General features: G+C 22.5%; 28 protein-coding genes. 10 read left to right on the forward strand and 18 right to left on the reverse strand.

Features of this window, described 5'->3' with window-relative positions:
- Nucleotides 1-277: 277 nt before the first annotated feature.
- The 4 genes from AAHM89_RS02740 to AAHM89_RS02755 all read left to right on the forward strand — a co-directional run bounded on the left by AAHM89_RS02740 (nucleotide 278) and on the right by AAHM89_RS02755 (nucleotide 1,386).
- Nucleotides 278-577 (forward strand): hypothetical protein, encoded by a 300-nt coding sequence (locus AAHM89_RS02740; protein WP_342266882.1) that lies wholly within the window; start codon nucleotides 278-280, stop codon nucleotides 575-577.
- Between the two features lie 21 nt (nucleotides 578-598).
- Nucleotides 599-790, forward strand: a complete 192-nt coding sequence (locus AAHM89_RS02745) for a hypothetical protein (protein WP_342266883.1) — start codon at nucleotides 599-601, stop codon at nucleotides 788-790.
- Nucleotides 791-813: 23 nt separating this feature from the next.
- Nucleotides 814-1,068, forward strand: coding sequence for a hypothetical protein (locus AAHM89_RS02750; RefSeq protein ID WP_342266884.1), 255 nt, complete (start codon nucleotides 814-816; stop codon nucleotides 1,066-1,068).
- Between the two features lie 117 nt (nucleotides 1,069-1,185).
- Complete coding sequence (locus AAHM89_RS02755; RefSeq protein ID WP_286642668.1) at nucleotides 1,186-1,386, forward strand: hypothetical protein; 201 nt, start codon at nucleotides 1,186-1,188, stop codon at nucleotides 1,384-1,386.
- Here the strand turns inward: AAHM89_RS02755 and AAHM89_RS02760 are convergent.
- The 6 genes from AAHM89_RS02760 to AAHM89_RS02785 are packed head-to-tail and all read right to left on the reverse strand — an operon-like array spanning nucleotide 1,383 to nucleotide 7,416.
- A complete protein-coding gene (locus tag AAHM89_RS02760) occupies nucleotides 1,383-3,248 on the reverse strand; it encodes a hypothetical protein (RefSeq protein WP_342266885.1) in 1,866 nt (621 codons plus the stop codon). The genes AAHM89_RS02755 and AAHM89_RS02760 overlap by 4 nt on opposite strands.
- Nucleotides 3,193-3,402, reverse strand: coding sequence for a hypothetical protein (locus AAHM89_RS02765; protein ID WP_342266886.1), 210 nt, complete (start codon nucleotides 3,400-3,402; stop codon nucleotides 3,193-3,195). Before AAHM89_RS02765 ends, AAHM89_RS02760 begins: the two co-directional genes overlap by 56 nt.
- Nucleotides 3,353-4,594 (reverse strand): hypothetical protein, encoded by a 1,242-nt coding sequence (locus tag AAHM89_RS02770; protein ID WP_342266887.1) that lies wholly within the window; start codon nucleotides 4,592-4,594, stop codon nucleotides 3,353-3,355. Before AAHM89_RS02770 ends, AAHM89_RS02765 begins: the two co-directional genes overlap by 50 nt.
- A gap of 16 nt (nucleotides 4,595-4,610) precedes the next feature.
- Complete coding sequence (locus tag AAHM89_RS02775) at nucleotides 4,611-4,733, reverse strand: hypothetical protein (protein WP_255495889.1); 123 nt, start codon at nucleotides 4,731-4,733, stop codon at nucleotides 4,611-4,613.
- 4 nt (nucleotides 4,734-4,737) lie between these two features.
- Nucleotides 4,738-7,218, reverse strand: a complete 2,481-nt coding sequence (locus tag AAHM89_RS02780) for a hypothetical protein (RefSeq protein WP_342266888.1) — start codon at nucleotides 7,216-7,218, stop codon at nucleotides 4,738-4,740.
- Nucleotides 7,219-7,221: 3 nt separating this feature from the next.
- Entirely contained in the window at nucleotides 7,222-7,416 is a 195-nt protein-coding gene (locus AAHM89_RS02785) for a hypothetical protein (RefSeq protein WP_342266889.1), read from the reverse strand.
- Nucleotides 7,417-7,534: 118 nt separating this feature from the next.
- On the opposite strand from AAHM89_RS02785, the gene AAHM89_RS02790 reads away from it, so the two are divergent.
- Nucleotides 7,535-8,512, forward strand: coding sequence for an IS3 family transposase (locus AAHM89_RS02790; RefSeq protein WP_342265776.1), 978 nt, complete (start codon nucleotides 7,535-7,537; stop codon nucleotides 8,510-8,512).
- Between the two features lie 149 nt (nucleotides 8,513-8,661).
- On the opposite strand, the gene AAHM89_RS02795 is transcribed toward AAHM89_RS02790, so the two are convergent.
- From AAHM89_RS02795 to AAHM89_RS02840, 10 genes are all read right to left on the reverse strand, one after another.
- Nucleotides 8,662-9,126, reverse strand: a complete 465-nt coding sequence (locus tag AAHM89_RS02795; protein ID WP_342266890.1) for a hypothetical protein — start codon at nucleotides 9,124-9,126, stop codon at nucleotides 8,662-8,664.
- 8 nt (nucleotides 9,127-9,134) lie between these two features.
- Nucleotides 9,135-9,338 carry a hypothetical protein gene (locus AAHM89_RS02800; protein WP_342266891.1) on the reverse strand — a complete coding sequence of 68 codons (204 nt, stop codon included), beginning with the start codon at nucleotides 9,336-9,338 and terminating at the stop codon, nucleotides 9,135-9,137.
- 168 nt (nucleotides 9,339-9,506) lie between these two features.
- Complete coding sequence (locus AAHM89_RS02805) at nucleotides 9,507-9,758, reverse strand: hypothetical protein (protein WP_342266892.1); 252 nt, start codon at nucleotides 9,756-9,758, stop codon at nucleotides 9,507-9,509.
- 759 nt (nucleotides 9,759-10,517) lie between these two features.
- Complete coding sequence (locus AAHM89_RS02810; protein ID WP_342266893.1) at nucleotides 10,518-10,829, reverse strand: hypothetical protein; 312 nt, start codon at nucleotides 10,827-10,829, stop codon at nucleotides 10,518-10,520.
- A gap of 210 nt (nucleotides 10,830-11,039) precedes the next feature.
- Complete coding sequence (locus AAHM89_RS02815) at nucleotides 11,040-11,972, reverse strand: ATP-binding protein (RefSeq protein ID WP_342266894.1); 933 nt, start codon at nucleotides 11,970-11,972, stop codon at nucleotides 11,040-11,042.
- A gap of 45 nt (nucleotides 11,973-12,017) precedes the next feature.
- The gene (locus AAHM89_RS02820; protein ID WP_342266895.1) at nucleotides 12,018-13,142 is read right to left on the reverse strand and encodes a DnaD domain protein; all 1,125 of its coding nucleotides are present in this window, start codon (nucleotides 13,140-13,142) and stop codon (nucleotides 12,018-12,020) included.
- Nucleotides 13,143-13,308: 166 nt separating this feature from the next.
- Nucleotides 13,309-14,139 (reverse strand): DNA-formamidopyrimidine glycosylase, encoded by an 831-nt coding sequence (gene mutM / locus AAHM89_RS02825; protein ID WP_342266896.1) that lies wholly within the window; start codon nucleotides 14,137-14,139, stop codon nucleotides 13,309-13,311.
- Between the two features lie 67 nt (nucleotides 14,140-14,206).
- A complete protein-coding gene (gene polA / locus AAHM89_RS02830) occupies nucleotides 14,207-16,831 on the reverse strand; it encodes a DNA polymerase I (RefSeq protein ID WP_342266897.1) in 2,625 nt (874 codons plus the stop codon).
- A gap of 1,055 nt (nucleotides 16,832-17,886) precedes the next feature.
- Nucleotides 17,887-18,510: a DDE-type integrase/transposase/recombinase gene (locus tag AAHM89_RS02835; RefSeq protein ID WP_342265927.1), complete on the reverse strand. Its 624-nt coding sequence runs from the start codon at nucleotides 18,508-18,510 to the stop codon at nucleotides 17,887-17,889.
- A gap of 353 nt (nucleotides 18,511-18,863) precedes the next feature.
- Nucleotides 18,864-19,841 carry an IS3 family transposase gene (locus AAHM89_RS02840; RefSeq protein ID WP_342265776.1) on the reverse strand — a complete coding sequence of 326 codons (978 nt, stop codon included), beginning with the start codon at nucleotides 19,839-19,841 and terminating at the stop codon, nucleotides 18,864-18,866.
- Between the two features lie 104 nt (nucleotides 19,842-19,945).
- Here AAHM89_RS02840 and AAHM89_RS02845 point away from each other — a divergent pair, with 104 nt between their 5' ends.
- The 5 genes from AAHM89_RS02845 (at nucleotide 19,946) to AAHM89_RS02865 (ending at nucleotide 23,424) form a co-directional block, all read left to right on the forward strand.
- A complete protein-coding gene (locus AAHM89_RS02845; protein WP_342266898.1) occupies nucleotides 19,946-20,089 on the forward strand; it encodes a hypothetical protein in 144 nt (47 codons plus the stop codon).
- A gap of 129 nt (nucleotides 20,090-20,218) precedes the next feature.
- Nucleotides 20,219-20,497, forward strand: coding sequence for a hypothetical protein (locus tag AAHM89_RS02850; protein ID WP_342266899.1), 279 nt, complete (start codon nucleotides 20,219-20,221; stop codon nucleotides 20,495-20,497).
- Nucleotides 20,498-20,597: 100 nt separating this feature from the next.
- Complete coding sequence (locus AAHM89_RS02855; RefSeq protein WP_342266900.1) at nucleotides 20,598-21,056, forward strand: transposase family protein; 459 nt, start codon at nucleotides 20,598-20,600, stop codon at nucleotides 21,054-21,056.
- 23 nt (nucleotides 21,057-21,079) lie between these two features.
- Complete coding sequence (locus AAHM89_RS02860; RefSeq protein ID WP_339045908.1) at nucleotides 21,080-21,487, forward strand: transposase family protein; 408 nt, start codon at nucleotides 21,080-21,082, stop codon at nucleotides 21,485-21,487.
- Nucleotides 21,488-21,888: 401 nt separating this feature from the next.
- Nucleotides 21,889-23,424 (forward strand): ABC-F family ATP-binding cassette domain-containing protein, encoded by a 1,536-nt coding sequence (locus tag AAHM89_RS02865; protein ID WP_342266901.1) that lies wholly within the window; start codon nucleotides 21,889-21,891, stop codon nucleotides 23,422-23,424.
- A 100-nt stretch (nucleotides 23,425-23,524) separates the two neighbouring features.
- On the opposite strand, the gene AAHM89_RS02870 is transcribed toward AAHM89_RS02865, so the two are convergent.
- Both AAHM89_RS02870 and AAHM89_RS02875 read right to left on the reverse strand, forming a co-directional pair.
- Complete coding sequence (locus AAHM89_RS02870) at nucleotides 23,525-23,797, reverse strand: hypothetical protein (RefSeq protein ID WP_174480642.1); 273 nt, start codon at nucleotides 23,795-23,797, stop codon at nucleotides 23,525-23,527.
- 210 nt (nucleotides 23,798-24,007) lie between these two features.
- A complete protein-coding gene (locus AAHM89_RS02875) occupies nucleotides 24,008-26,161 on the reverse strand; it encodes a hypothetical protein (protein WP_342266902.1) in 2,154 nt (717 codons plus the stop codon).
- Nucleotides 26,162-26,192: the final 31 nt, after the last annotated feature.

Below are 26,192 nucleotides of genomic sequence, written 5' to 3' on the forward strand. Positions count from 1 at the left end.
TCCCTAATTTATCTATCTTAAATATTTCTAATAATACTTTATTTATGCACTATATCAACTTAAAAACGTAATTATGACCAAAATAATGATACTGTGAAAAAAAGCATCTTCACATTTGCAATATAATAAACAAGTGATATAAAATTAATAGTATAGGTATCACCAAATAAACGCCTTTAATTTAAGCGTTATTTTGCATTTAAAAGTATACTTGTAAAAATAATCAAAAATAGTACAATTTAAAAGTAAAATCAAGGAAAAAAGGAGTAATTTTTATATGAATGCACAAATTAAAAATATTCAAGATAAAATAAACGCATTGAAAGAAAATAAAAAAAAATTAAAAAAAAGTATGAATCCATTTAATGAAAATTTCAATATTAATAGAGAAGACACATTAATGAAAATTAATTTTATTGATAATGAAATTTTAAAATTTAAACAGGAATTACAAAAAGTAAATAAAGACTGTGATGTACAAATATTTACTACTGATGATATATATAGTATAAATTCAGACCAATTTATTGAAATGAAATATGGTAATAAATGTTGTCCGCCATGTACAATTTTATAAAAAACAAGGAGTAATTTTAATATGAAGATAAATAAAAATAATACAACAATATGATATGTAGATAATATCAATGGAGTTAGACAGCCAGTAACCTATCATGAAGAAGTATGAGAATGTATAAATTTAAATGAAACTGAAAATAAACAAATAAATTCTATAAATAATAATAAAACTAAAATCAATAAAAAAACTAAATGTTGTACAATTTCATAAGTATTAATAAAGGAGACAAAATTATGGATAATGAAATTTTAACTAAAAGTGATTATTTACAAAATAAATATAAAAAACAAACAACAGATGCTAATAAAATTGAAATGTCAAACTTTTCGAAAGAAAAAATTAATGATTTAGAAATAAGTGATGATGATGAAGTATTGTTTAAAAATTCACGCTTAGTTTTAAATAATTATTCTATTAGTTTAGAAGAAATAAATGAAACACAATCCAACAATAATAAATATTGTCCAATTAGTTGTACAATTTTATAAAATATAATAAGGAGAAATTTATTATGAAAACATGAATAAAAGCAAATTTAAGTAAAATAACATTAGCATTAGCACTAACTGGTGCTACAACTGGAACAATAGGATTAATCATGGGGGGTGCTTACCCATGAAAGTAATAAACTTAATAAATTTTTAAAACCAAATCATGAATGAGTTTTTGGAGATACTACAATTTGAGAACATAAAAATGATAGTGACCCATCAAATATAATATATTTATATTTTGCAAATAAACCAACTGAAAGTGATGATTTTAAATGAGATGGTAAATATCCTGAAGGATATTTTGTTAATTAAATTTCTAAATTTATATAAGAAATATTATCATTATATTTATCAAATAAATTAATATTTTGTAAGTTTATTTCTTGTTTATCAGTTATTAAAATTAATTCATAATTACCAGCACCAAATATTCCACTAATTTCAATCCGATTTAAGTTATTAATCGGATTTTCAATTTGTAATTCAAATTCATCATTATTATCAATTTGTGAAATTTCTTTATAAAATTCTAATTTAGAAAATAATTGAGCTTTATTTGAACCGTATAAATTTAAAGCATTTTCAATTTTATTGTTACTAATAATTGCTCTTGTAAAATACTTTCCATACTCACCATTACCTAATGTTCAATCAGCAGGAATTAATGACGGAATATTATTACTTTCTAATTCATTTGTAATAGATAATCAATTAAACTGGTTATCATCAAGTTTAAATAATTCATTTTGACTAATGTCATTATTTTTTAATTTAATATTATTAATATCTGTAAAATCAAAATATTCAGATTTTAATATAACTTTTGCATCTTTAAAATTTCAAATTTTACCTGTATCTGTATGTATAGGATTAGATTTTAATTCAAAATAATAAGGTAATAATAATTTATAATCATCATTTAAACCTTTATTAATTGACATATTAGAATAGATATATTTTGATAACATAATTATTATTTGTTTAAAAATTTGTATTTGTGGTAATTTTATGTAATTTGGATAATCAAGTTCTCATTGTTTAAATAAATTACTAATTACTTCATCAGGTTTTTGTCCTTCAAATTTAGCACGTAATTTATCTAACTCATTTGGTTGATTTGGATTTAAAGATGCACCATCAAAATTTCTATTATATGTATAAGTGTAAGTTAACATATCTAATAATACTTTTTGTAAACTATCAATTGGTGGTCTATCTTTTATTTCTAATTCAACATCATGAAATTTATTAGTTGTAGAAATAAATAAATTATAGTTACCTACTAAAAATCATGATTCTAATTTTTTATCTTTTAATTCTATTTCATCGGATAATGGTCATACTTTTAAATTTTTAGTAACATCATAACCAATTTTAGCATTAGTTACTCTTGCATTATTAATAATTTCTTTTCTTGTTTCTTTACCCCCACCAATAGCAATTAAATCTAAAACTGATTTTTCTTGTCCTATAAATTGTTTTGCAAGATTTCAAGGTAATATTTGTTCACTAAATCATTGTTGTAATATTCTAACTTTTGGTTGAGTTTCAATAGGCATTGATAATAGCGGAAATGCTATCTTATCTTTAACAAATAATTTTGGGTATATTTCCATATTGTCAACTTCACCAAGTACCTTTATATTCCCAAAAATCATGCTTCTAGGCGCTTTAATTTTTAAACCAATTACTTTGGTATCTTTGTCTAATGGTTTTTGTAATTTAATAATAATTGGATAACCATCTCTTGTTTTAAAATCTTTAATTTTAATAATAGTAATACTTTTAGTACTTCTTGTTTTTGGATTTTGATAAGGTTGTGAATAATTATTAATGATATATAAATTATCAATATTATTTTCAGTTAATGGTTCATTAATAGATACAGCATATAACTTAAATTGATTTAATAAATTTATTTCTTGAAATATTAAATTTTTAATATCAGTCATACTATATTCAATAGTATTATCATTAATATTTGTGCTAGCTCTTTGATTTAATTGCATAGTAAAGTCTGATGTTTCAACAGCAATAGTTTTTAATACTTTATCAATATCAATAAAACCTATTTTAATAGTGTTTGCTGAAAATCTTAAACTATTATTTTCATTATTTTTAAATAAACGTTCAATTTCATAAATATAAATTGTTCTTTTTTTTAAATTCATCATATGCTCTATTAATATCAGGGTCACTAGTAGCACTCATCATATTAGTAAAGTCATAAGGAATATTATCTATTAAATAATCATTTTCTACTTCTGCTTGATTAAGTTTAGTTTGTTTCTGTGGAAACTTCGTTTGTGGTTTGTTGTTGTTTTCCATTGTTCTCTCCTATTAATTGGTTATTTTCGGGGTTAAATAATTTTAATTTAACTGTTAAATTATTAATTTCTTGTTCATCATTAATATTAAATGTTTTACTATTTAATAAATCTTTATCTATGCTTACTAAGATTTGAATAAATTTAAGAATATCAATATTAAATTGTCATAATTTTTGTTCAATATAATTAATAGTTGAAATATTTACAGCTGTACTTTCAGGAACTGATTGTTGTGCAGATTTCTTTTGACTTGGTATATGAATACCACAACGTTTAAATATTTCATTAACATTTCAATCGTATATATCAGTTAAATTTTTACCTTTAAAATTACTATTTGTCATATTGATATTTTCGTTTTGTTCATTATTATCTCCGCCACTTTTAAATATGTAGTTTTTAGTAACTAATGTTCTTACTGCTTCTTCTAATGTTGATTGAACATTACCATAAGTTTGATTAAAAATAAATTTAGGTGAGTTTAAAATAGTATCTAAAACAATTTGTTCATAAATAACATCTAATGCTTTAATTTTATCCATTACTTTATTACAATCTGCTAATTCATTTGCTTTATTTCGCATAATTGCTATTGGTATATAATTAATATTTAGTGTTTGTTTTTGTTCTAAATTTGGATTATTAATGTATGATTTAAAATCTAATGGAAATTGTTTTTTATTATCACTAATACTATAAATTGCACGATTAATAGTTACTTGTTCATTATTTAATGTATAAATTTCAAATAATCTTACAATTTTTGCATTTTGTTCATAACTATCATAAAAAATAGTACATTGAATTAATTTACCAGTAATATCATAAACTCTTTGTTGTATATCAACTACTTGAAAATATAAGTCATCATTAGCAATAAAAATTAAACAACCACTAATTCCTAATTTACTTAATTTAAAAATAGAATTTCAATTTTTTCTATAAAATTCTTGTTGAATTAAATATTGTTTAATAGTTTCATTATTTATTTCTAATGGAACATTATATAAATTAGCATTATTTTCTGCTACAAAATCAGTGAAATAAGTTTCATGATTAAAATCATTAAAACCAAAATAATTTAAAATTGAAGCATGAGTACTTTTATTTTTATTAGTTAAAAATTTTAATTTTTCACCTTGATTATCATTAATATTATTTTTATCTTTTCTAAAAAATCTACCTAACATAATATTCACCACCTTTTTAAAAAATTTGATTAATTTTTAATACAATTTTTACAATAATAAATATAATTAAACCAGCAACAGCAGAAGATAATAAAACTCCAATTAAACCTAAAATAATTTTTATAATTTTAAAAAACATAATCTTATTCCTGTAATTCTTCTAATTTTTTAAAAATATAATCTCTACCCATACCCCACATTATTCTATTGTTATAAATATTAATTTCAGTTTGTTGGTTATTGTTATTATTCGCTATTCATAAACTACTTTTTACAACACTTGTATCTAATTGATAATAAAAATTAATTATTTGTCAACTATAATTTTTATTATTTTCTTTACTTGTATAATCACCATAACTTATATATATTCTATAATGTGTTTTATCTTTAAATATATATTTTATAAAATTTTGATTATTATTATTTTTATCTGTTATAACTTCTCCTACTTCTTTTCATTGTGAAATATTTGGAGTTGATGTTGGAGTATTTGGTAATTCAATATTAATCTCATTATTTTTTAATTCATTTATTTTTAAAGTATGACTTGTAATTTTTATAGGTTGAATAATATCTACTTTAACTGTATTTTGTAATTCTTCTAATGAAAAAATATTTGCATATTTTTCATTTCCACCTTCTAAAATTAATTGTCATTTATTAATATCTAATAATTGTAAATATAAAATACCTTCTTCATTATTAATTAAACCTTTTGTAAGAAATATTTTACTTCCATGTATTCCACCTAAATAATTACCTGTTTTAAATTCTACTGTTATTCTTGTATTTACTTGATGAAATGGTGGAGATTCCCATGTAATAATTACTCTATAAAGAGTATTAAAAGCAAGATTAAAATCACCATATTTACGATTTTTTATACTTTTACCTATTACTTTTCAATTTTCTTTAACTTGTTTTTTATTTATTTCATTAATAGCACCAACAATATTTTTATTATTAGTTTCTAATCTTCCATAAGTATTATTAAGCAATAATGAGATAGCAAGAGAACTATTTGAACTATCATTTATTCATAATTGGTCTCTATCATCTTTATATGTAAAATATCCTTTCATAAAAACAGATTTTTTATAATAATTAGTTAAATCTGGTATTTTATTATCAACATATTCTTTGTTAGTTGCATCAGTTTCAAAAGTAGGTGTTCCAACATCAATAATTCTTTTATTATTAGCACTAATACCTTTATCATCTTTTGAATTAATAAAATTAGGATTATCTTTATTAACTTCTCATAATGATTCACCACCACTACTAGTAGTACTAATAACATTATTTTCAATTTTAATATTTTCACCAGCAATTAATTTATCTTGTTTTTTATTTAATAAGTCATTAGTTTCTTGCTTTGTATAATAATCATTATCAATACTATCTTCTGCTATAAATTCAATTGGTGTACCAGTTCCTTGATATTGATATATATTATGAATTATTGGTGTATATTTTTTTGTGCTATTAGTAGCAATAAACTTTATTAAATCAACATCATATAATAATGTTACTTTGTCAATATTAATATCAATATTTTCAATTATTATTTGTTTTTGTTCTATTTGACCATTAGTAATTCTTATATTAGATTTAGTTAATTTATTATTACTTATAATAAGTTGTTTACTATCAATAAAATAATATGTTCAATCAATAATATATCATGTATCTGTTTTAATATTTTCATTTTTAACTTTCTTTCATAAAGGACTAGTTTCAATATTAAATCAATTATTTTTAACATCATTAATATTTTCATTTGCTTTAATTAATTCAGTATTTAATTTGGTAATTTCATTTTCATTAGTAGTAATTCGTTTTTGTTGTTTAGCAGAAAAATCACAAGTTGGTGCATGCGTATAATCACCAATTTGTGGATTATTTTGTAATGCTTCGGGGGGTAATGTACCAATTTCATCAGGTCAATCTAAAATCATTGTTTCAGTTTCTTTATCATAATCAGTTGCAACATAACCTTTATTAATAAATTTACTAACAGGACCTCTATATATTTCATTTTCATTATCATCAACTAAATCATCATATAATTTAATTTGTTTTGATAATGTAAATTCTTTTTGTTGTTCAATTAATTCATCAACTTGATTTCTAGTATAAAATACTTTTAAGTCAATTTTTTCAACATCTATTTCATCATCATTATAACTTGAAAATATTTGTTTTAATTCTGTTAATCTTGCTCATATTTTCATTCTACTAGGTGCTAAATCTCAAACATTAATTGTAGGAGTACTATTTGCACTAAATTGAGTACCATTATTAAATTGAATAGTAGCATCAACATTAAATTCAATTGGTGTACGATTAAATACTCAATGTTCAACCATTACATAAACCATATCTCTTAATGTTTCTTTAATTAATTCATCTTTAAAACTATCAAAAGGAAATTTAGATAAAATAAAATCAAGATAAGCATTAATATCATTTTGCGCGAGAATAGCAAAAGTTTTAAATCAATCATTAACATTTGGTCATGTATTGATATATTGTGGTGGGGTTTCTGTAATTTTTCCAGTTAATGGATATCAGTTATTATAATTTTCTAGACTGACACCAGTTCAAAGTTTATTAATCATAATTTATCATTCCTTAAAAAATGCTTGTTTATAATGATGAGTATGTTTTTTTGTTTTTTTATGTGTTATATGTTCAATTTCTTTTTGTATTTTATTTTTGCCTTTTTTTAATTTTTTCTTACTTTTTGCTACAACTTGACTATATGCAAACTTTTCTAAATGATGTAATAATCCAGTACCAAATAAAGTATTTGCCACTTGCCACTTGCCACTTAGCCCTTTTTACTAGACCATTAATTTAAAAAACCTGAATGTATTCTAAAAACAATTGTGTTATATAATTAACACTAATTTTAACCTGAAAGGATTTTTATTAATGGATAAAATTAAACAAATAGCATTAGTAATTAACAAATTAAATATCAAAGAAAAAATTAAAATTATTGATGATTGTAAAAATCAATATTCAATTAGAAACCTATGTCAATATCTTCAATTAAACAGATCAACATATTACTTTTTAAAAAATAAACAAAAACCTATTAAAAAAGAAGAAAATCATATTATTAAATGCAATCATAAATATCAAAAAATATGCCAACTTTTAATCGAATTTCATTCTACAAGAAAAGGCAGAATTTATGGATATTTAAGAATTTTTTCAGCTTTTAAAGAGTGATTAAAACAAGAAAAAAATATCATTTTAAATATAGAATTATCAATAAAACAAATGCGAAAAATTATGAAAGAACACAATATTCAAGGATTAAAACAAACTAAAAATAACTATCCTAAAAACAAAAAAAATCCAAATAAGTGAATACCTACAATGGATAAAGTAAACAAAGATTATAAAAGTACAACCTCTTCAAATCAAATTTGATCAATGGACACTAAACAAATAAATACTAAAGAAGGATGATTATATCTTTTTGTAATTATTGATTTTTATTCAAATAATGTTGTTAGTTATAATATTGCTCCTAATAAATCATATCAGGATTTAATTCTTCCTGCTCTTGAAAAAATCAACAAACAATTTTCTTGAAATCAAGTAAAAAATGTTATTTTACATTCAGATAACGCCAACGAATTTTATTGTCAGGATATCACAAAATGAGCAGAGGATAAACAAATAATTTTAAGCAAAAAACAACCTTATGATATTGGTGGTAATGTATTATCTGAAAACTGATTTTCTCATTTATCTCAAGAATGACTACCTAAAGGATCAAATCAATATTTATCCATCAATGAAGCTATAAATGATGTAAATCAATATGTTATGTTTTATAATTATGAAAGAATACATTCTAAATTTCTAAAACCACCAATTTTACAAATTAAAATTTAGAATTTTATATCAAAAATGGTCCAGTAATTAAGGGCCAACCACCCCAACCACCTAATATAATTCCTTATTACCTTTTTCGTAATATTTTGCTTCAATAGTGTTACTTAGTTTTACTGTTAATTTGACATAATTTGCTTTATCTTTCATTTTTATAATTTCCTTAAATAATTATCAAAAATTAATATTTTTTTATGATTTTTTAAATAATATTGAATATGCTTATAAGTATCTTGTTCATGTTTTGTTAATTTTATATTTCCTTTATAATTTTCTATTTTATTTTTATTTTTTGGGTGACTTGCGAAATAATCTCAGTTAAAAACATCTTGAACTAATACCATTAATGCACCGATAATTTTAGGAGTTGATAATGGATTAGTTAATAATTGTTTTGAACTTAAAAAGAAATTTTCTACAATAACTAATATTTTTTTATCAATAAATTTTTCTTTAATTAATTGCAATTTTTCTTTATACATATTTTTAGTCCATAAAACAGTTAATGTATTGAATGTTTCATTAAAAATAATATTATTAGTTTCATTTGAATATATAACAATTCCATTATTACCAATTCCTGCTGGGTCAATTCCAATAATTAAATCATATTGCATTAATTAAGTTAACCTCTAATAACTGTTTTAATAATTTCTAAATCACAATTACATCAACAATATTTACATTCTTCAATAAATTCTTTATGACCACAAACTAAATTATCTTTTTTTAAATCATCAATCAGTTTAATTAGTCCTATTTTAAATTCAATATCATCACTGTCCGTTATGTAAATCGTTCCTCTTTTAGTTAAATATTCTTTATCCATATTTATACCTCCTACTTAACCTAATATTTAAAATACAGTCATAACAAATTGCTTTATTATTGTTATCTCTTAAAAAATATTTTCTTGTTTTTATATCATCAGTATTAAAGAATAAATAATCTAATTTATGTTGTTTACATGTTCAACAAAAATACTTTTTTTGCATAATTAATCACTTCTACATCAATCACAAACATATCCAAATGGTTTTGTATAATCCAAATGTTCATCAATATCATAATCATCTTCAAATTTTCTAATATCATGTTGTTCTGCTTCTAATTCTGTTTTAAAGTGATAAAGCATATTGATTTTGTCATCTTCATATAATTCATTACATTCAACACATCTTTTTCTTCTTTTTTTAATTTTTTTATCAATCTTTCTTAGTGCTTCATAATCAAGAATTTCTATTGCCATAATAATCCTTTCCTAATATGTTCTGTTGCTTCTAGCATAAAGAACATATATTTTGATTTTTATATTATTAATACTATTCGTTTTATTCATTCCAGTAATTATGGGCTCAAAAATAAATTGTGAAATTTTAAAAAAACATTGAGGCATTCGATTCAATATTTATTTAATTTGCGTTTAACAAATTAATACTTTAATTGAACCGGTCCCGCTCAATTTTTTTTACAAGTTTGAAATTTATTTTCTCGCCCAAAAAATTTTTCAAAAAAAATAAAAAATAAAACCAACACTTGCTCACTGGGGGGTGGCAAGGTTGGTTAAATAAAGAATAGAATTAATACAATAGGTCCCTACAACAGGTCTATATATACTAGTTTCCAATTCGCTCCCACCCCAAGAATTACCATTAAATGGTTAGTATATTTTATTAGGTATCACTCCACTTTTTATTTATCCATGCAAGTCCACATGTTCTAGCTACTATTTTTAACAACTGTGTTGTAGTTCACTTTTTTAGTTCCCTAACACGTGTTGATAATAGCGTTAAAGACGGTTATTAAAAATTTTAAAATTTTACAATTACAAAAAAAAGACAAGATTATTTCTTGTCTTTTTCCTTAATAACTTTGAGAATAATTTTTATTTTTTTAAATGTATATTTTTTAAAATACGTCGAATATAAATTTAAATTTAAGGGTTAAAGAGAGTAATTTTATCTAATTTTCATTATTTTTCAAATAATTCATTTTTGGAAATAAGTTACTAATATGATAATAAATTATTTCGTAACTTTGACAACCACCCTTGAATTCAATTATAATAATTTCCATTACAATTAGTTATTGAACATACAAATTTCGGAGAACAACCTAAAATATGGATTATACTGGTTGTACTTAATATTCCAAATCCATTTTTTTCTAGATTTATATGTTTTTTTGTTAATAAATTATAAATATGAGAATGATAATCACAAGAACCTATAAGAGTTAAACCTATAGTCATAATTAAAATACTAAAAATAAATAGTAATACAGTTATTAACTGTAATTTTTTAAGTGCTTTAATTGTCATCTTTAAATTCTCCTTAATTTTATTTCATAAGTTTAACATTTAACAAACTTAATTATAAGTATTTTAGTTGCAATAAATTTAAAAAAATTATATTATTTAAGTACAATTTCATAAAAATCCAAATTATTTCTTGTCTAACATAATAATAAGACTATATGAATTAATTTATTCCGGATTTTTGACAATCTCCCTTTTATTTTTTTATGAAATTTATATTGGTATATATTCTATTTCATTATTAATATTGTCAATATTAATATTATTTTCAATGGTAGTTTGTGATTCTTCAATAGTTAATTCAATTGGTATAGTTAAAGTTTGAATACGTTCTAATAAACGTTTAACTTTAATTTCTTCTGATTTACTATTTTTTAAATAATAATGTTGATATAGTTCACTAATACTATAGTTAGAATTAATAAATGTAGTTTTTAATGGTAAAATTCGTGCATTAAGAATACTAAATAATAATTCATCACGCTCTCAAGCGCTAACAGTTTCACCGCCTAAATCATCAATAAATAATAAGTCACATGATTTTAATTGTTCAATTTGCTGATTAGTATCAGTATCATTTTTAAAACTTTTTTTAATGTCCATAACAAATTCAGGTCATACAATAAAACAAACAGTTTGATTTTTTTGAATTAATTTATTTGCAAATAAGATAAAAATAAAAGTTTTGCCACTACCTGTGTCACCATATAAGTATAAACCTTGATAACTTTTGTGTTTTAAAGATTGATGTAAATACTGGATGATTTCTTTTCTTGCATTAGTTGAGGCATTAAAATTTTTACTTCATGAAAGTGATAAAAGTTTATCATCATAGTATTTAATTAAAAAATTATTATGTACTTGTTGTTGGACAGATCTATTAATAGAATGAAGACAATCCGTTAGTACTAAACTTATTTTTTGATTAGGTAACATTACTAGTTTATAACGATATCCTTTAACATTTTGTAGACATTTGCTAAGATTCTCTCGTTTTTTACATAAATTGTAGCTATCAATATAAGTTTTTAATAAATCAACATATGGTTCTAGTTTGCTGTTAGTTAAGTTGTTTTTTTTAATAAAGTCATGAAGTTCAGCATTGTTAATGTTTTCTTTTAAGATAGTTGTCGCTTTAAGTTTCATGATAATCATTTCCTTACTTAATAATAGTGTCTTTTAATAATTAAATTAATGGGCATCAAATTCCTTTAAAATATTCTTTATTTCTTCTTGAGTTAATTTTATATCTTTTTTAATATTATCAACCTTATATTTTTTAATTAATTTTTTATTGAAATTATTTGTTGTTGATTGTTCTGTAGTAGATCATAATGATTCTTGTTGAAATTGTTGCTGTGGATTTTTTTTGCTACGAGCATAAGCAAGTTTTAAATGAGATAAAGCATCATCAATACTATTAATTTGATTTTCTTGAAAGGTTTCAGCAATTTTAATAATATAGTTTGGTTCTAAACGTTTATTATTTTTAAATCAAACATATTCAATTAAGCAGTTAATTACAGCATTATTTAATTGAAAGTTATTAGTTAATATTTCTAATGTTGTTTTTAATTTATCAGTTGGTATTTTACCAGTTAAATTTTTTAAATATTCTTCAGGTAATTTTTGTTGCATTAAATTTAATGTGGTATTAATAACATCAGAATTATCTTTAGATATAATTGTATTACCATTAGAATTTAAATTAACTTTCATAGTATTAATTTGATTTTTATTTTGAAATGAATAAATTGGTCTAGAAATTGATGTTTGCTCTTGTTTAACATAAATATTATTAAGTGCTGTTTTTAATTTTAAAGATTGAGGGATAGTATTTTCCTGTTGAGTAATATTAACATAATTTTCTGTAATTTCAATATCATTTTTCAAAAAATAAAATTTTTGTCTTTCATAATTTAAAGTTCCTAATTGTTTAAGTAGTTCTGAGTTTAAATGGGTATTAGCAAAAAAATCATCAGCAGATAAGGGAGAACACAATTGATAAATGTAAGTAGATTTTAAAGAATAGTAGTAAGTATTGATAAGGTTAACAGATTCAAGTTGTTGGAAAGCAACAAGTAATTGAGTGGAAGTTATTTTTAATAAAGATTTAATTCGTCCATGATTGAAATCAAGATTAATACGTTTTGTTAATAACTTTTCTTGAACTAAAGTTAAATATAAATTTATTGCTTCAATACCAATTATTGGTTGATATAACATAAATAAAATTTGGTAATCTTCGTTACTAATATATTCTGATTGGTTCAACTTAAAAATATCAATATCATTTATTGTTCTGTTCATATTCATTCCCTAACTTTCTTTTTACTATCCATTTCTTTCATGGTATGATAATTATATGCACATAAAGAATATAAATAAAGTGAAATGATTAAAACACATACTTATCCACATTTATTCCACTTTTTTTATTAAAAATATTCTTTATTAATATATACTTTTGAGTTTTCCACAGTTAATATTTAATTTGACAGTGATTACAAAAGTAAGTTCCACGAAGGTTTATTTTTATTTTTTTAATAATAGTATGGCATTTAAAACAAGGCATTTTTGCTCTAGTATGAACTTGTAATTCTTGTTGATAGTAACCTGTTACACCAAGGCTTGAAGTATAACTACTAATTGTTGATCCACCAAGTTTTATTGATTTATCAAGCACAAATCTTGCTTTATTAATGATTTCTCATAATTGTTTAAGTGTTAAACTTTTAGTAATACTTTGCGGATGAATACTAGCATAAAATAATACTTCATCTGCATAAATATTTCCTAAACCACTCATAACATTTTGTTCTAATAATGTTGCTTTAATACTTTGACTTTTATTTTTTCATTTATTTTTTAAATATTCAGCAGTAACATTTTTATTAAAAGGTTCTGGACCAATATTAATATAAGGTTTTATGTTTTGATATTCATTTTTAGTTTGCAAATGAAAGGTTCCAAACTGTCTTGTGTCATGATATCTTAATTCGTATTTATTGTCTAATTCTAATATTAATAAGACATGTTTTCAATTTATTGATTGATTATTTTGTTGAAAATAATATTTTCCTTCCATTCGTAAATGACTTAATAATACATAATCATCTAATATAAATATTAATAACTTACCAACTCTTTGAACATCATTAATTGTTTGTCCAATAATTTGTTTTGTGAATTGTTCAATACTTGGTGTTTTGATAATTTTATTTAAAAGAATTCTAACACCAATAATTTTATGATTAGTTAAAAGTGGTTGTAAAGTTTTGCGAACAGTTTCAACTTCGGGTAATTCTGGCATTTTTATTTTCCTTCCAATAAAATATAATAAACTAATTTGTTTTAAATATTAATAAATTTTTAAAAATTTATTTTAATTCAAATCAGTTATTACCAATACTAGTATTAATTAATAAGGGAACTTTTAATTTAGTAACATTAGACATAATTTTAGTAATTTTAGTAATAACATCATTAACTTTATTATCTTCAACTTCAAAAATTAATTCATCATGAATTTGTGCAATTAATATTGCATCAATATTTTGTTTTTTTATTTCTTCATAAATTTTATTCATTGCTAATTTTAAAATATCAGCAGCACTACCTTGAATTGGCATGTTCATTGCTATTCGTTTACCAAAATTTTGAATCACCTTATTTTTATTTGTAATTTCCATTACTTCTCTTCTACGATTAAAAATTGTTTGAACATATCCATTTTTTTCACAAAAATCAATTATATTATTAATATAACTTTTAATTTTTGGAAAAACCGAAAAATATTTATTAATAAATATTTTAGCGTCTTCAACTTTAATTCCTATTTGTTGTGATAAACCAAAACTAGAAATGCCATAAACAATGCCAAAATTAATAGCTTTTGCATTTTGTCTTTGTTCGTTAGTAACTTCTGCTAAAGGTATATTTAATATTTTACTTGCAGTTTCGCGATGAATATCATGCTTTTGTTGAAAAGCTTTAATTAAATTTTCATCTTCACTAATATGAGCTAATATTCTTAATTCAATTTGCGAATAATCACAGGATAGTATTTTAGTATGTGGTTTGCTTGGAATAAAGATTTTGCGAACTTCTCTTTGTTCTTTATCGCGAATACTAATATTTTGCATATTAGGATCTAATGAAGATAACCTGCCAGTACTGGTTTGTACTTGATTATAAATGCTATGAATTTTACCATCATCAAAAATATATTTTTGTAAACCAAGTAAGTAAGTGGAATATAATTTTTGTAATTTACGATATTCTAAAAGAATATCGATGATTGGATGTTGATTTTTTAAACTAATTAAAACTTCAAAAGCAGTACTACCTTTTTTATAATTAGGTAATTTTAATTCTTTAAATAAGTATTCACTAATTTGTTTTGGTGAATTTGGATTTAAATTACTATTACTTTCTTTTTTAATTTGTAATTCTAAATCTTGGATTTTTAGTAAAGTTTTATCAGTTAGTAGTTTTAATTTTTTTTGATCAATGTTAACACCATTACACTCCATATTTACTAATACAAAAGCAGCAGGTAGTTCAATCTCTTGATATAAATTTCAGTTATTAGTATCTTTTAATTTTTTTATAAGAATGAGATGAGAATCTGTTAAAAAATTTAATTTTTTTTCTAAAAAAATAGCTATTTCTTTCTCATCATTGGGAATATTTTTTTTAATACCTTTGCCATAGAAATCATCAGCACTTAAATTTTCTTTAACATTGACATTGAGCATAACAGCAATGTTTTCTGGTAATATTTTTTCATTAGCATAAAGAAGGTAAGCAGCTAACATATGGTCAAAAATAATATTATTTATTATCAATTTTAAACGTAGTCCTGCGATAATAACCTTTTTTAAATCTCAAGTTATTTTTTGTAGTTTTTTATTTTGTAAGAAATGTTGAAAATTAGGACAATTAATTGCATTAATTTTATTAATATAAAATGTTCCTTTTTCATTTTTAATACCAAAACCAATAATATTATCACGATTATAATTATCACCAAAAATTTCTAATCATAAGTAATTTGAATCACAATTTCATTCTTGATTTCATTTATTTATAATTTGAACGTGAGATGTACTATTTTTATTAGTTTTAGGATTAGTGTCTTGTGTTAATAAAGAGTTCATATTATATTGTTTGTAAAAGTCTTGTAACTTTTCATTATTTAAATTTTCAACATTATAATTAAACGTTTCTAAATTACCAGTAATTGGTGTATTTAAATTAAGTTGTGCTAGTTGTTTACAAATAATACCATTATTAAAGTTAAGTTTAATTAGTTTACTAACATTTGGTTTTAATTGTTCTACATTTTCAATAATGTTTTCTAATGTGTCATATTCTTTTAATAAACTAATAGCAGTTTTTTGACCAATTCCTTTAATGCCAGGTAAATTATCAGAACTATCACCCATTAATCCCTTTAAATCGGTAACTTGATAAGGTAATAATTCATATTCTGATTGAAATGTAGAAATAGTAATAACCTTTAAATCACTCATCCCTTTTTGTGGATTAAGAATTTTAATATTGTTATCTAATAGTTGTAATAAATCTTTATCACTACTCATAATATCAATTTGATAATTACTAGCAACTTTATTTTTAACAATGCTGCCAATAATATCATCAGCTTCATAATTATTTATTTGTCCCCAAGGAATTTGTGCTAAGTCTAAAAATACTTTAACTAAATTAAATTGTTCAATTAACTCAACCGGAGTTTCACTTCTTTTTCCTTTATATGTTGCTAAAGTTTCATGACGAAATGTTTTACGACCAGCATCAAATGCAACAAAAACACTAGCATAGTTGTTAGATTTTAAGTACTTAGTCAACATTCTAATAAAAGCATAGACGGCATTAGTTGGAATACCCTGTAGCGAATGTAGATTAACTCCTTGGTATGCAGTAGCATAATATGCTTTAAATAATAAATTGTTACCATCAATAATTAATGCTTTTTTCATTTATTCACCTAATTTCATAAAACTATTATAACAATAAGTAAGTATAACTTCATATAAAATTAAAAAATTAGCATATAAAAAAACAAGATTTTTTTCTTGCTATCGAACAATAATTAAGTTACAGATTTAATTGTGTAGAAAACATTATAAATATAAGGTTTTAGGGTTAATTTTAAGAGAATTATTATATTTATAGTGATTAGAGTTCTGTAACTTAATTATTTAAATATTAAGGATATTTATAAATAGATCCTTAACTTTTATTATAACATTCAATTTTTAATTTTTAAATTCATTTTTTCTTTTTTATATATAAAAAACAAGAGCTTTTCAGCTCTTGTCTACACAAGAATTATTGCTAAGGTAATATGTCATTTATAAAAAAAGGGGGGATTATTTATAAATAAAACTTAAGGTTATTGGGGTTATAGAGTTTAAATTAGGGGTTTTAGATTAATTTTAAATTTTTTATATTTAAAAATATTATAATTGAATAATGTTTTGACATATTACCTTAATTTTAAAGGACCTAGGCTATCTAAATCCTTATAAGAATAATAACAAATAATATTTAAATTGCAAGGAAATTTGTTATTATTTTTAGAAATAATTTATATTTTCAGTTTTTTTTGAAAAATATATTCATACTCTATATATCTTTTTTATTTTTTTGATAAATATTTTTGGAAAAATTGCAATAATTTTACCCTACTTATCTTAGTTTTATAAAAAATATTAGTGCATTAATGGAGTGTTTATTGTTAGTAAAAATTTTTACATATTATGAAATTTTTAAGCACTAATAAAAGTAATAAAACAAAAATATGTGGTTAAACTTATAGTCTTATAGTTTTAATTTTAGTTATAAAAATTTTGTAAAAAATTATTTAAAAAAAATAAAAAAGATATATAATGATGTCGAATATTTAATATTTAAAATTGAGAAAAAATATTCAAATTGAAGTAAGGAGAAAATTAAAAAATGCCAAACCCATGAAAAACAGAAACTAATGGTGGTTGGCCCTTAATTACTGGACCATTTTTGATATAAAATTCTAAATTTTAATTTGTAAAATTGGTGGTTTTAGAAATTTAGAATGTATTCTTTCATAATTATAAAACATAACATATTGATTTACATCATTTATAGCTTCATTGATGGATAAATATTGATTTGATCCTTTAGGTAGTCATTCTTGAGATAAATGAGAAAATCAGTTTTCAGATAATACATTACCACCAATATCATAAGGTTGTTTTTTGCTTAAAATTATTTGTTTATCCTCTGCTCATTTTGTGATATCCTGACAATAAAATTCGTTGGCGTTATCTGAATGTAAAATAACATTTTTTACTTGATTTCAAGAAAATTGTTTGTTGATTTTTTCAAGAGCAGGAAGAATTAAATCCTGATATGATTTATTAGGAGCAATATTATAACTAACAACATTATTTGAATAAAAATCAATAATTACAAAAAGATATAATCATCCTTCTTTAGTATTTATTTGTTTAGTGTCCATTGATCAAATTTGATTTGAAGAGGTTGTACTTTTATAATCTTTGTTTACTTTATCCATTGTAGGTATTCACTTATTTGGATTTTTTTTGTTTTTAGGATAGTTATTTTTAGTTTGTTTTAATCCTTGAATATTGTGTTCTTTCATAATTTTTCGCATTTGTTTTATTGATAATTCTATATTTAAAATGATATTTTTTTCTTGTTTTAATCACTCTTTAAAAGCTGAAAAAATTCTTAAATATCCATAAATTCTGCCTTTTCTTGTAGAATGAAATTCGATTAAAAGTTGGCATATTTTTTGATATTTATGATTGCATTTAATAATATGATTTTCTTCTTTTTTAATAGGTTTTTGTTTATTTTTTAAAAAGTAATATGTTGATCTGTTTAATTGAAGATATTGACATAGGTTTCTAATTGAATATTGATTTTTACAATCATCAATAATTTTAATTTTTTCTTTGATAGGTGGTTGGCCCTTAATTACTGGACCATTTTTGATATAAAATTCTAAATTTTAATTTGTAAAATTGGTGGTTTTAGAAATTTAGAATGTATTCTTTCATAATTATAAAACATAACATATTGATTTACATCATTTATAGCTTCATTGATGGATAAATATTGATTTGATCCTTTAGGTAGTCATTCTTGAGATAAATGAGAAAATCAGTTTTCAGATAATACATTACCACCAATATCATAAGGTTGTTTTTTGCTTAAAATTATTTGTTTATCCTCTGCTCATTTTGTGATATCCTGACAATAAAATTCGTTGGCGTTATCTGAATGTAAAATAACATTTTTTACTTGATTTCAAGAAAATTGTTTGTTGATTTTTTCAAGAGCAGGAAGAATTAAATCCTGATATGATTTATTAGGAGCAATATTATAACTAACAACATTATTTGAATAAAAATCAATAATTACAAAAAGATATAATCATCCTTCTTTAGTATTTATTTGTTTAGTGTCCATTGATCAAATTTGATTTGAAGAGGTTGTACTTTTATAATCTTTGTTTACTTTATCCATTGTAGGTATTCACTTATTTGGATTTTTTTTGTTTTTAGGATAGTTATTTTTAGTTTGTTTTAATCCTTGAATATTGTGTTCTTTCATAATTTTTCGCATTTGTTTTATTGATAATTCTATATTTAAAATGATATTTTTTTCTTGTTTTAATCACTCTTTAAAAGCTGAAAAAATTCTTAAATATCCATAAATTCTGCCTTTTCTTGTAGAATGAAATTCGATTAAAAGTTGGCATATTTTTTGATATTTATGATTGCATTTAATAATATGATTTTCTTCTTTTTTAATAGGTTTTTGTTTATTTTTTAAAAAGTAATATGTTGATCTGTTTAATTGAAGATATTGACATAGGTTTCTAATTGAATATTGATTTTTACAATCATCAATAATTTTAATTTTTTCTTTGATATTTAATTTGTTAATTACTAATGCTATTTGTTTAATTTTATCCATTAATAAAAATCCTTTCAGGTTAAAATTAGTGTTAATTATATAACACAATTGTTTTTAGAATACATTCAGGTTTTTTAAATTAATGGTCTAGTAAAAAGGGCTAAGTGGCAAGTGGCAAGTGGCAAGTGGCCAAAGTTGCTAAATGGGAAATTAATGATGTGAATGAAACTAGAGAAAGATGAAAAAGAGAAAAAGAAGAAAAAAAACAACAAAAACAAAACAAAGCGGGATCTAGTTTGAAAAAATAAATTTGTTTTAAAAATTATATAAAATATAACAAGATATTTGGTCTGTATATGAGTTTTTATTTAAACCTATTACTTTATTATTTTAAAGTAAATGGGTTTTTTATTTTTTAATCAAATAAGGAGAAAAAAATGAAACCGATATTATCAAAAGCCCTAAGTAATATTGTAAAACAAGGTGCATGAATTACTAGAGATGAACCTTTACATCAAAATAAAGAGAAAATACAGAGAGAATTAATAACATATAAACTAAAATCAGAAAATGATTTTGTATATAAAACAGAAATTAATAAGGATATTATAATTTATGAATATTTTTTTGAGAAAATAAAAGATAAAGATAATGGTTCTTGCATTGTGACTAGAATTTATTTTAGTAATGATGAGATATGAGAAAAGATAGTATAGACATATTCCGTAATTAAATTTTTTAAAAGTCAATTAATAATTTTAAAATTTATTTTATAATTTTGTTATTAACAATAAATTTAGAAAAGTGTTGATAAAAATGATTTTTGAAAATTTAAAAAAATTAAAAAATGAAGAATTTTACAGATATTTTGGTATAAAACGTTTTCATTTTAATGAAATGTTAGAAAAATTAATTGAAATAGAAAAATTAATTGAAATAGAAAAATTAATTGAAATAGAAAAATTAGAAAAAAATAAAGGTCGAAAAAATAAACTTTCAGTAGAAGAAAGATTAATGATGACTTTATTATACTGAAAAGAATATTATACTTTTTTTCAAATGAGTATTAAATCTAAAATGAGCCCATCAAGTTGTTTTCGAAATATTACTTGAGTAGAAAATAAACTTAGTAACCACAAAGATTACCAATTTTTAAAAGAAAGATATAAATTAAAAATTGATAAAAAACAAGAAAATTCAAATGAATTTCAATTTTATTTAATTGATTCAACTGAGATTGAAATTGGAAGACCAACTAAAAAAAACTACAGTTAGAATATTTTTCTGGTAAAAGTTGAATGTATTCTATAAAATTTCAAATTGTATATGATTTTTTTAATAAAAAAATTGTTGATATTTTTGCTGATAATGGTAAAGTGCATGATTTTCAAATATTAAAAAATTCAAATCTTGAATTTTCAGAAAAAACAATAATTATTGGTGATTTAGGATATCAAGGTATACAAAATATTTATAAAAATACAATAATACCAATTAAAAGAACTAAAAATAAAAAATTAACTAAACAAGAAAGAAAATACAATAAGATTGTATCTAAAATTAGAATTAAAGTTGAACATGTCTTTGCTTGATTGAAAAGATTCAAAATTTTAGTAAATAAATGTAGAAAATCTAAATTTAGACTTATGTACTTAAGATTTAACTTACTTTGTGAAATTTTTAATAAAATAAAACCATTAAAATAAAAAAAATATTAAAAATATTTTTTTAAAATTTAAATTTTTATCGAGTTAATATAAAAATATTATTAACAATTTTTTGTTTAAAATGTAAACTCATTTTTTAAACTATTTTTTCAAAAAATATTTATTTCTATATTCAATAACACTAAATAGTTTTAAAACAATTTTATTGACAATTAATTAAATTTAATTACGGAATATGTCTTAATAATATTCCAATTTCAGCTAATACTTGAAATAAAGTAAAATGTTTATTTCAACATAATTAATAAGTTAACAATTTTGTTGATAATAATAAAATTTTAATCTATAAAATTAATACTATTTTCTATTTTCTCTTATTTTATGGCTAATATTCATGTTATTATTACTAAGTAATTAAAAAAATATTAATGAGGTATAAGATGAGTATTGTCACAATTGAGAATTTAACACATGCTAATGGTGGAAAAGTTTTATATAAAAACGCCACTTTACAAATTAATAAAGGTGAACATGTGGCATTAATTGGTATGAATGGTGTTGGTAAAACAACATTATTAAATATTATTAATGGAACAGTATCTGCAGATCATATTAATTTAAATATTCATCCTAAAATTAAAATTGGGTATTTGGATCAACATCAAGAGGTTAATTTAGAATTAACAGTTTTACAATATTTGCGTGAAAGTTATCAAAAACTTTTTGAACGTGAACAACAAATGGAAAACTTATATGCAGAAATGGTTAATAATTATAGTGAAGAGTTATTATCGAAAGCAATGAAAATTCAAGATGAATTGACACACCAAGGATTTGATACTATTAGTAAAAAAATTGGTCGTTTAGTTGATGGATTGGGTATTAATTTACAGCTTTTAGAACAAACTTTAGGTAGTTTAAGTGGTGGTCAAAGAGCAAAAGTGTTATTAGCAAAATTATTATTAAATGAAGATGATTTTTTATTACTTGATGAACCAACTAATTTTTTAGATATTGAACAAATTAATTGATTAGCTAAGTTTTTACAAAATTACCCTAGTGCATTTTTATTGGTGTCACATGATCGTAATTTTATTAATACAACATGTAATATTATTTTCGATATTGATAATTATATGATTACTCGTTATGTTGGTAATTTTGAAAGTTTTTTAGAACAAAAAAGTTTACATCATCGTCAATATGAATCAGCATATTCAAATCAAAAGAAATTAATTGAAAAATTAGAAACTTATATTAGTAAAAATGCAGCACGTGCTTCAACTGCTAAAAGTGCTGAATCAAGAAGAAAACAATTATCTAAAATTAATGTTTTAGAAAAACAGCAAATCCAGTCTCCTCCAAAGTTTTATTTTAAGTATTATAAAACAACGAGTTCAATTGCTGTGCAAGCTAAAAACCTTGAAATAGGTTATCATAAACCATTAATTAAGCCACTTACTTTTGTTATTAAGACTGGTAGTAAGTGAGTTGTTAAAGGGTATAATGGAATTGGTAAAACTACTTTCTTGCAAACATTAGCCGGTAATATTCCAGCACTTGCTGGAAATATTAATTTAGATGATCGAATGCAAGTAGCATATTTTCATCAGACTGAAGTAATGACTAGTACTACTCCATTTAATTATTTAAAAGAGTTAGATATTAAATTAAATGATGTTGAGATTAGAAGAATTTTAGCAAGTTTTGGCTTGCGTAGTAATTTAGTAATGAAACCAATGAACTTACTTTCTGGTGGTGAACAAACTAAGGTTAGATTAGCAGCATTGGCATTAAAACCTTACAACTTATTAATTTTAGATGAACCAACTAATCATATTGATGTTTTAGCTAAAGAGTCTTTATTAAAAGCATTGCAAGAATTTGAAGGCACTGTATTATTGACAACTCATGATACTAATTTTAATAATAGTTGAGTTGATGGTGTTTTAGATTTTGAAAAATTAACAAATTAGTGAAATTAAAATAGTTATTTTTAATATTTAATTTATACATTTAAACAAATAAAAAAACTTATAACTAAGATTTAGTTATAAGTTTTTTTATTTGTTTAAATTATCCTTTACGATTACGGTCGTCACGGTCTCGTCTGCTAAATCCACCACTGTTTCCTCAACTAGAATCACCACGGTCAGAACGTGGTCTAAAGTTTCCACGATCAGAAGAATTTCTATCCCCTTGTGTTCTTGCTCCACGTTCAGCAAAACGTTTTTCACGTTCTTCTGTGATTTTTACAAGTGTTGTTAAACTTGCATTAATAGTAATTACTGTTTCTTTTAAAACTTTAATTTCTTCTAATAATGCTTCGATTGTTTGATTGTTTTCCATTAACAATGCCTCTTCTTTCTGGCGCCTAATTGATAAATCTGATAATAATATCTGATATAATGAGATTAATAAGCACTTAATTAAGTATAGCATTAAAATTAAAATTGTATAGTATATAGTCATATATTTTATAGTTAAAAATAATTATTATTATGATAACTATTATTTTTTATTAAATATCTAGTAAATAATATTATTAAAATTAGTTTTTTATTTTACTAGAGTAATACTTTTAAATTTAAAAGTACGTATACCTTGAAAATCAATTAAATTTTCAATATCAATAGCAGTGATAATAAAATGATATGTAGTGTTTTTAATTTTATATGTAAAATCATATTTTAAATTAATTGTTTCAATATTATTGATGGTAGTTTTAGTCATAGTAATATTAGAAGTATTACCTATTTTTTTATTAATGCCGGTTGTGTTATCAGCATCAAAATAAACTTCATAGTTATCTTTAATTCATTGATTATTATTAGTAGTAATAATATTTTTAATTCCTAATTTATGACTTTCATCAGTAGTACCAAGTAATAAATTTAAAATATTATTTAGTTGACTGTGTGGTTCAAACATAGTTTTTTGTAAAATATCCAGTATTGAACCTTGAGTAAAAGTTGGATATTCTGGATCATCTTTATTAATGTGCCCACCTAATGATTTATATAATTCTTCGACATCGGTTGCTGTTACATCACTCTTATTAATTATGTTTTTTAGAGTAACAATAGTATCATTTTTAAAAATTATTAAGAGACCAGTAGTATTATTAAATAAAAAATTCTCTAAATCTTGTAAATCAATATTAATACCTTCATTACCTGGATATTGTTCTGAAATTTTGGTAATTAGATCAGTAATACTAGTAATAATGTTTTTAACACTATCTGTATTAATTGCTTTAATAATGGTATCAATTAATTTATCAACATCTGGATATCCATTATCACCAATAAGTCCACCTAAGGTTAAAATTGCTGATATAGAGTTTGGTTTTGGTATTGTTAAATTAAGTTTAATATCATAAAGAAATGTATCAAAACCACGAGTTTCTGCTGTAGTTTTACCAAATACGGTTAGAAGTATTTGTTTTAATTTTTCTGGTTGGCTAATTAAAGATTTTATAGTATTAATAATATCAAGTAAATTATAACTACCAGCACTTGGCTTTGATGGATAACCATTACCAATTGTTAAGTTTTTAACACCTTCAGTAATATCTGGCATATCTAATATTCATTTTTTAATAACAGGAATAATTGCTTCAATAATTGTTAAGATATAAAGTGGGTTAGTTAAAAGATAGGGAAGGTATCTTTTAATATCATCAAAAAAACCTATATTATCAAAATTAACTTTTATTTCACTTGGTTTTGTTCAACTCCCATCAAGTGTTATATGTTCTGAAAGAATATTACCTAAATATCGTGGACTTTTACCATCTTTACCAAAAATTTTATTGTCTTTACTCATTTTTCAAAACAAGTAATTAATTAAAGTGCCACCATGATATAAATCATAATCTTGTTTTGACTTTCAATTACTTACTTTGTGACCAAGATAAAGTGGTATATCTATTATCATTTTAGCGTGTGGATCTATTTTTCATCTTTCTCCATTATTTCAAGTGCTATAAGGTTGACCACTATCATCTTTTCAATTATTCATAAACTTAGTTAATGTTTCTTCATCAGTGGGTGTAGAAGTTTGTTGATCAGATCAACTGCCATTGACTAAATTACCAAATATTCTAGTTAGCGGATTTAAAAAATTAGGACCATAGTTATTAATTAAATTAGCAACTAATTGTAATCCAGCTGGTAAAGTGCTTAAGTCACCTTGTAATGATTTTAAAAAACTAGAAATGGGGTCCATACCAGCACCTACAACTATATTTTCTAATTGTGGGTTAGCCATAATTGATATAGTTCTAATATAATCAAGTGATGAAAAAACATCATTAACTTGTTTTTTACTATTGATGGTTTTAGTTAATTCACCTGTTCCAGAAGCTTTAAAAAAATTATCAGGATCAAAATTATTTACATCAATTTTTCCATTTTCCCCTCAACGTGTTTGTAAATCACCTCAATTATCTAAACTAGTATTTTTAGTTAAATTATTAATACTATTATTTTTAATTTTTCCCATAATATCATCATTAGTACTACTAGTATCAGCGCCTAACTCTTTTGACATAACCATACTTTTAATTAAAGCAGAAGTTTGGTCAGCAAAACTTTTAGCGATACTATTAGTTACACGGTTAACATAAAAATTAAAGGTACAAGCTGATAGAGGTAAAATAGTGGCACTTGCTATTAAGATAATTCCTAACTTGGTAAATACTTTTTTCATAGCAGTTCTCCTTAAATAAAGTGTTATTTTT

It is taken from the genome of Spiroplasma endosymbiont of Villa modesta, from assembly GCF_964030925.1.
Lineage (GTDB): Bacteria > Bacillota_I > Bacilli_A > Mycoplasmatales > VBWQ01 > Spiroplasma_E.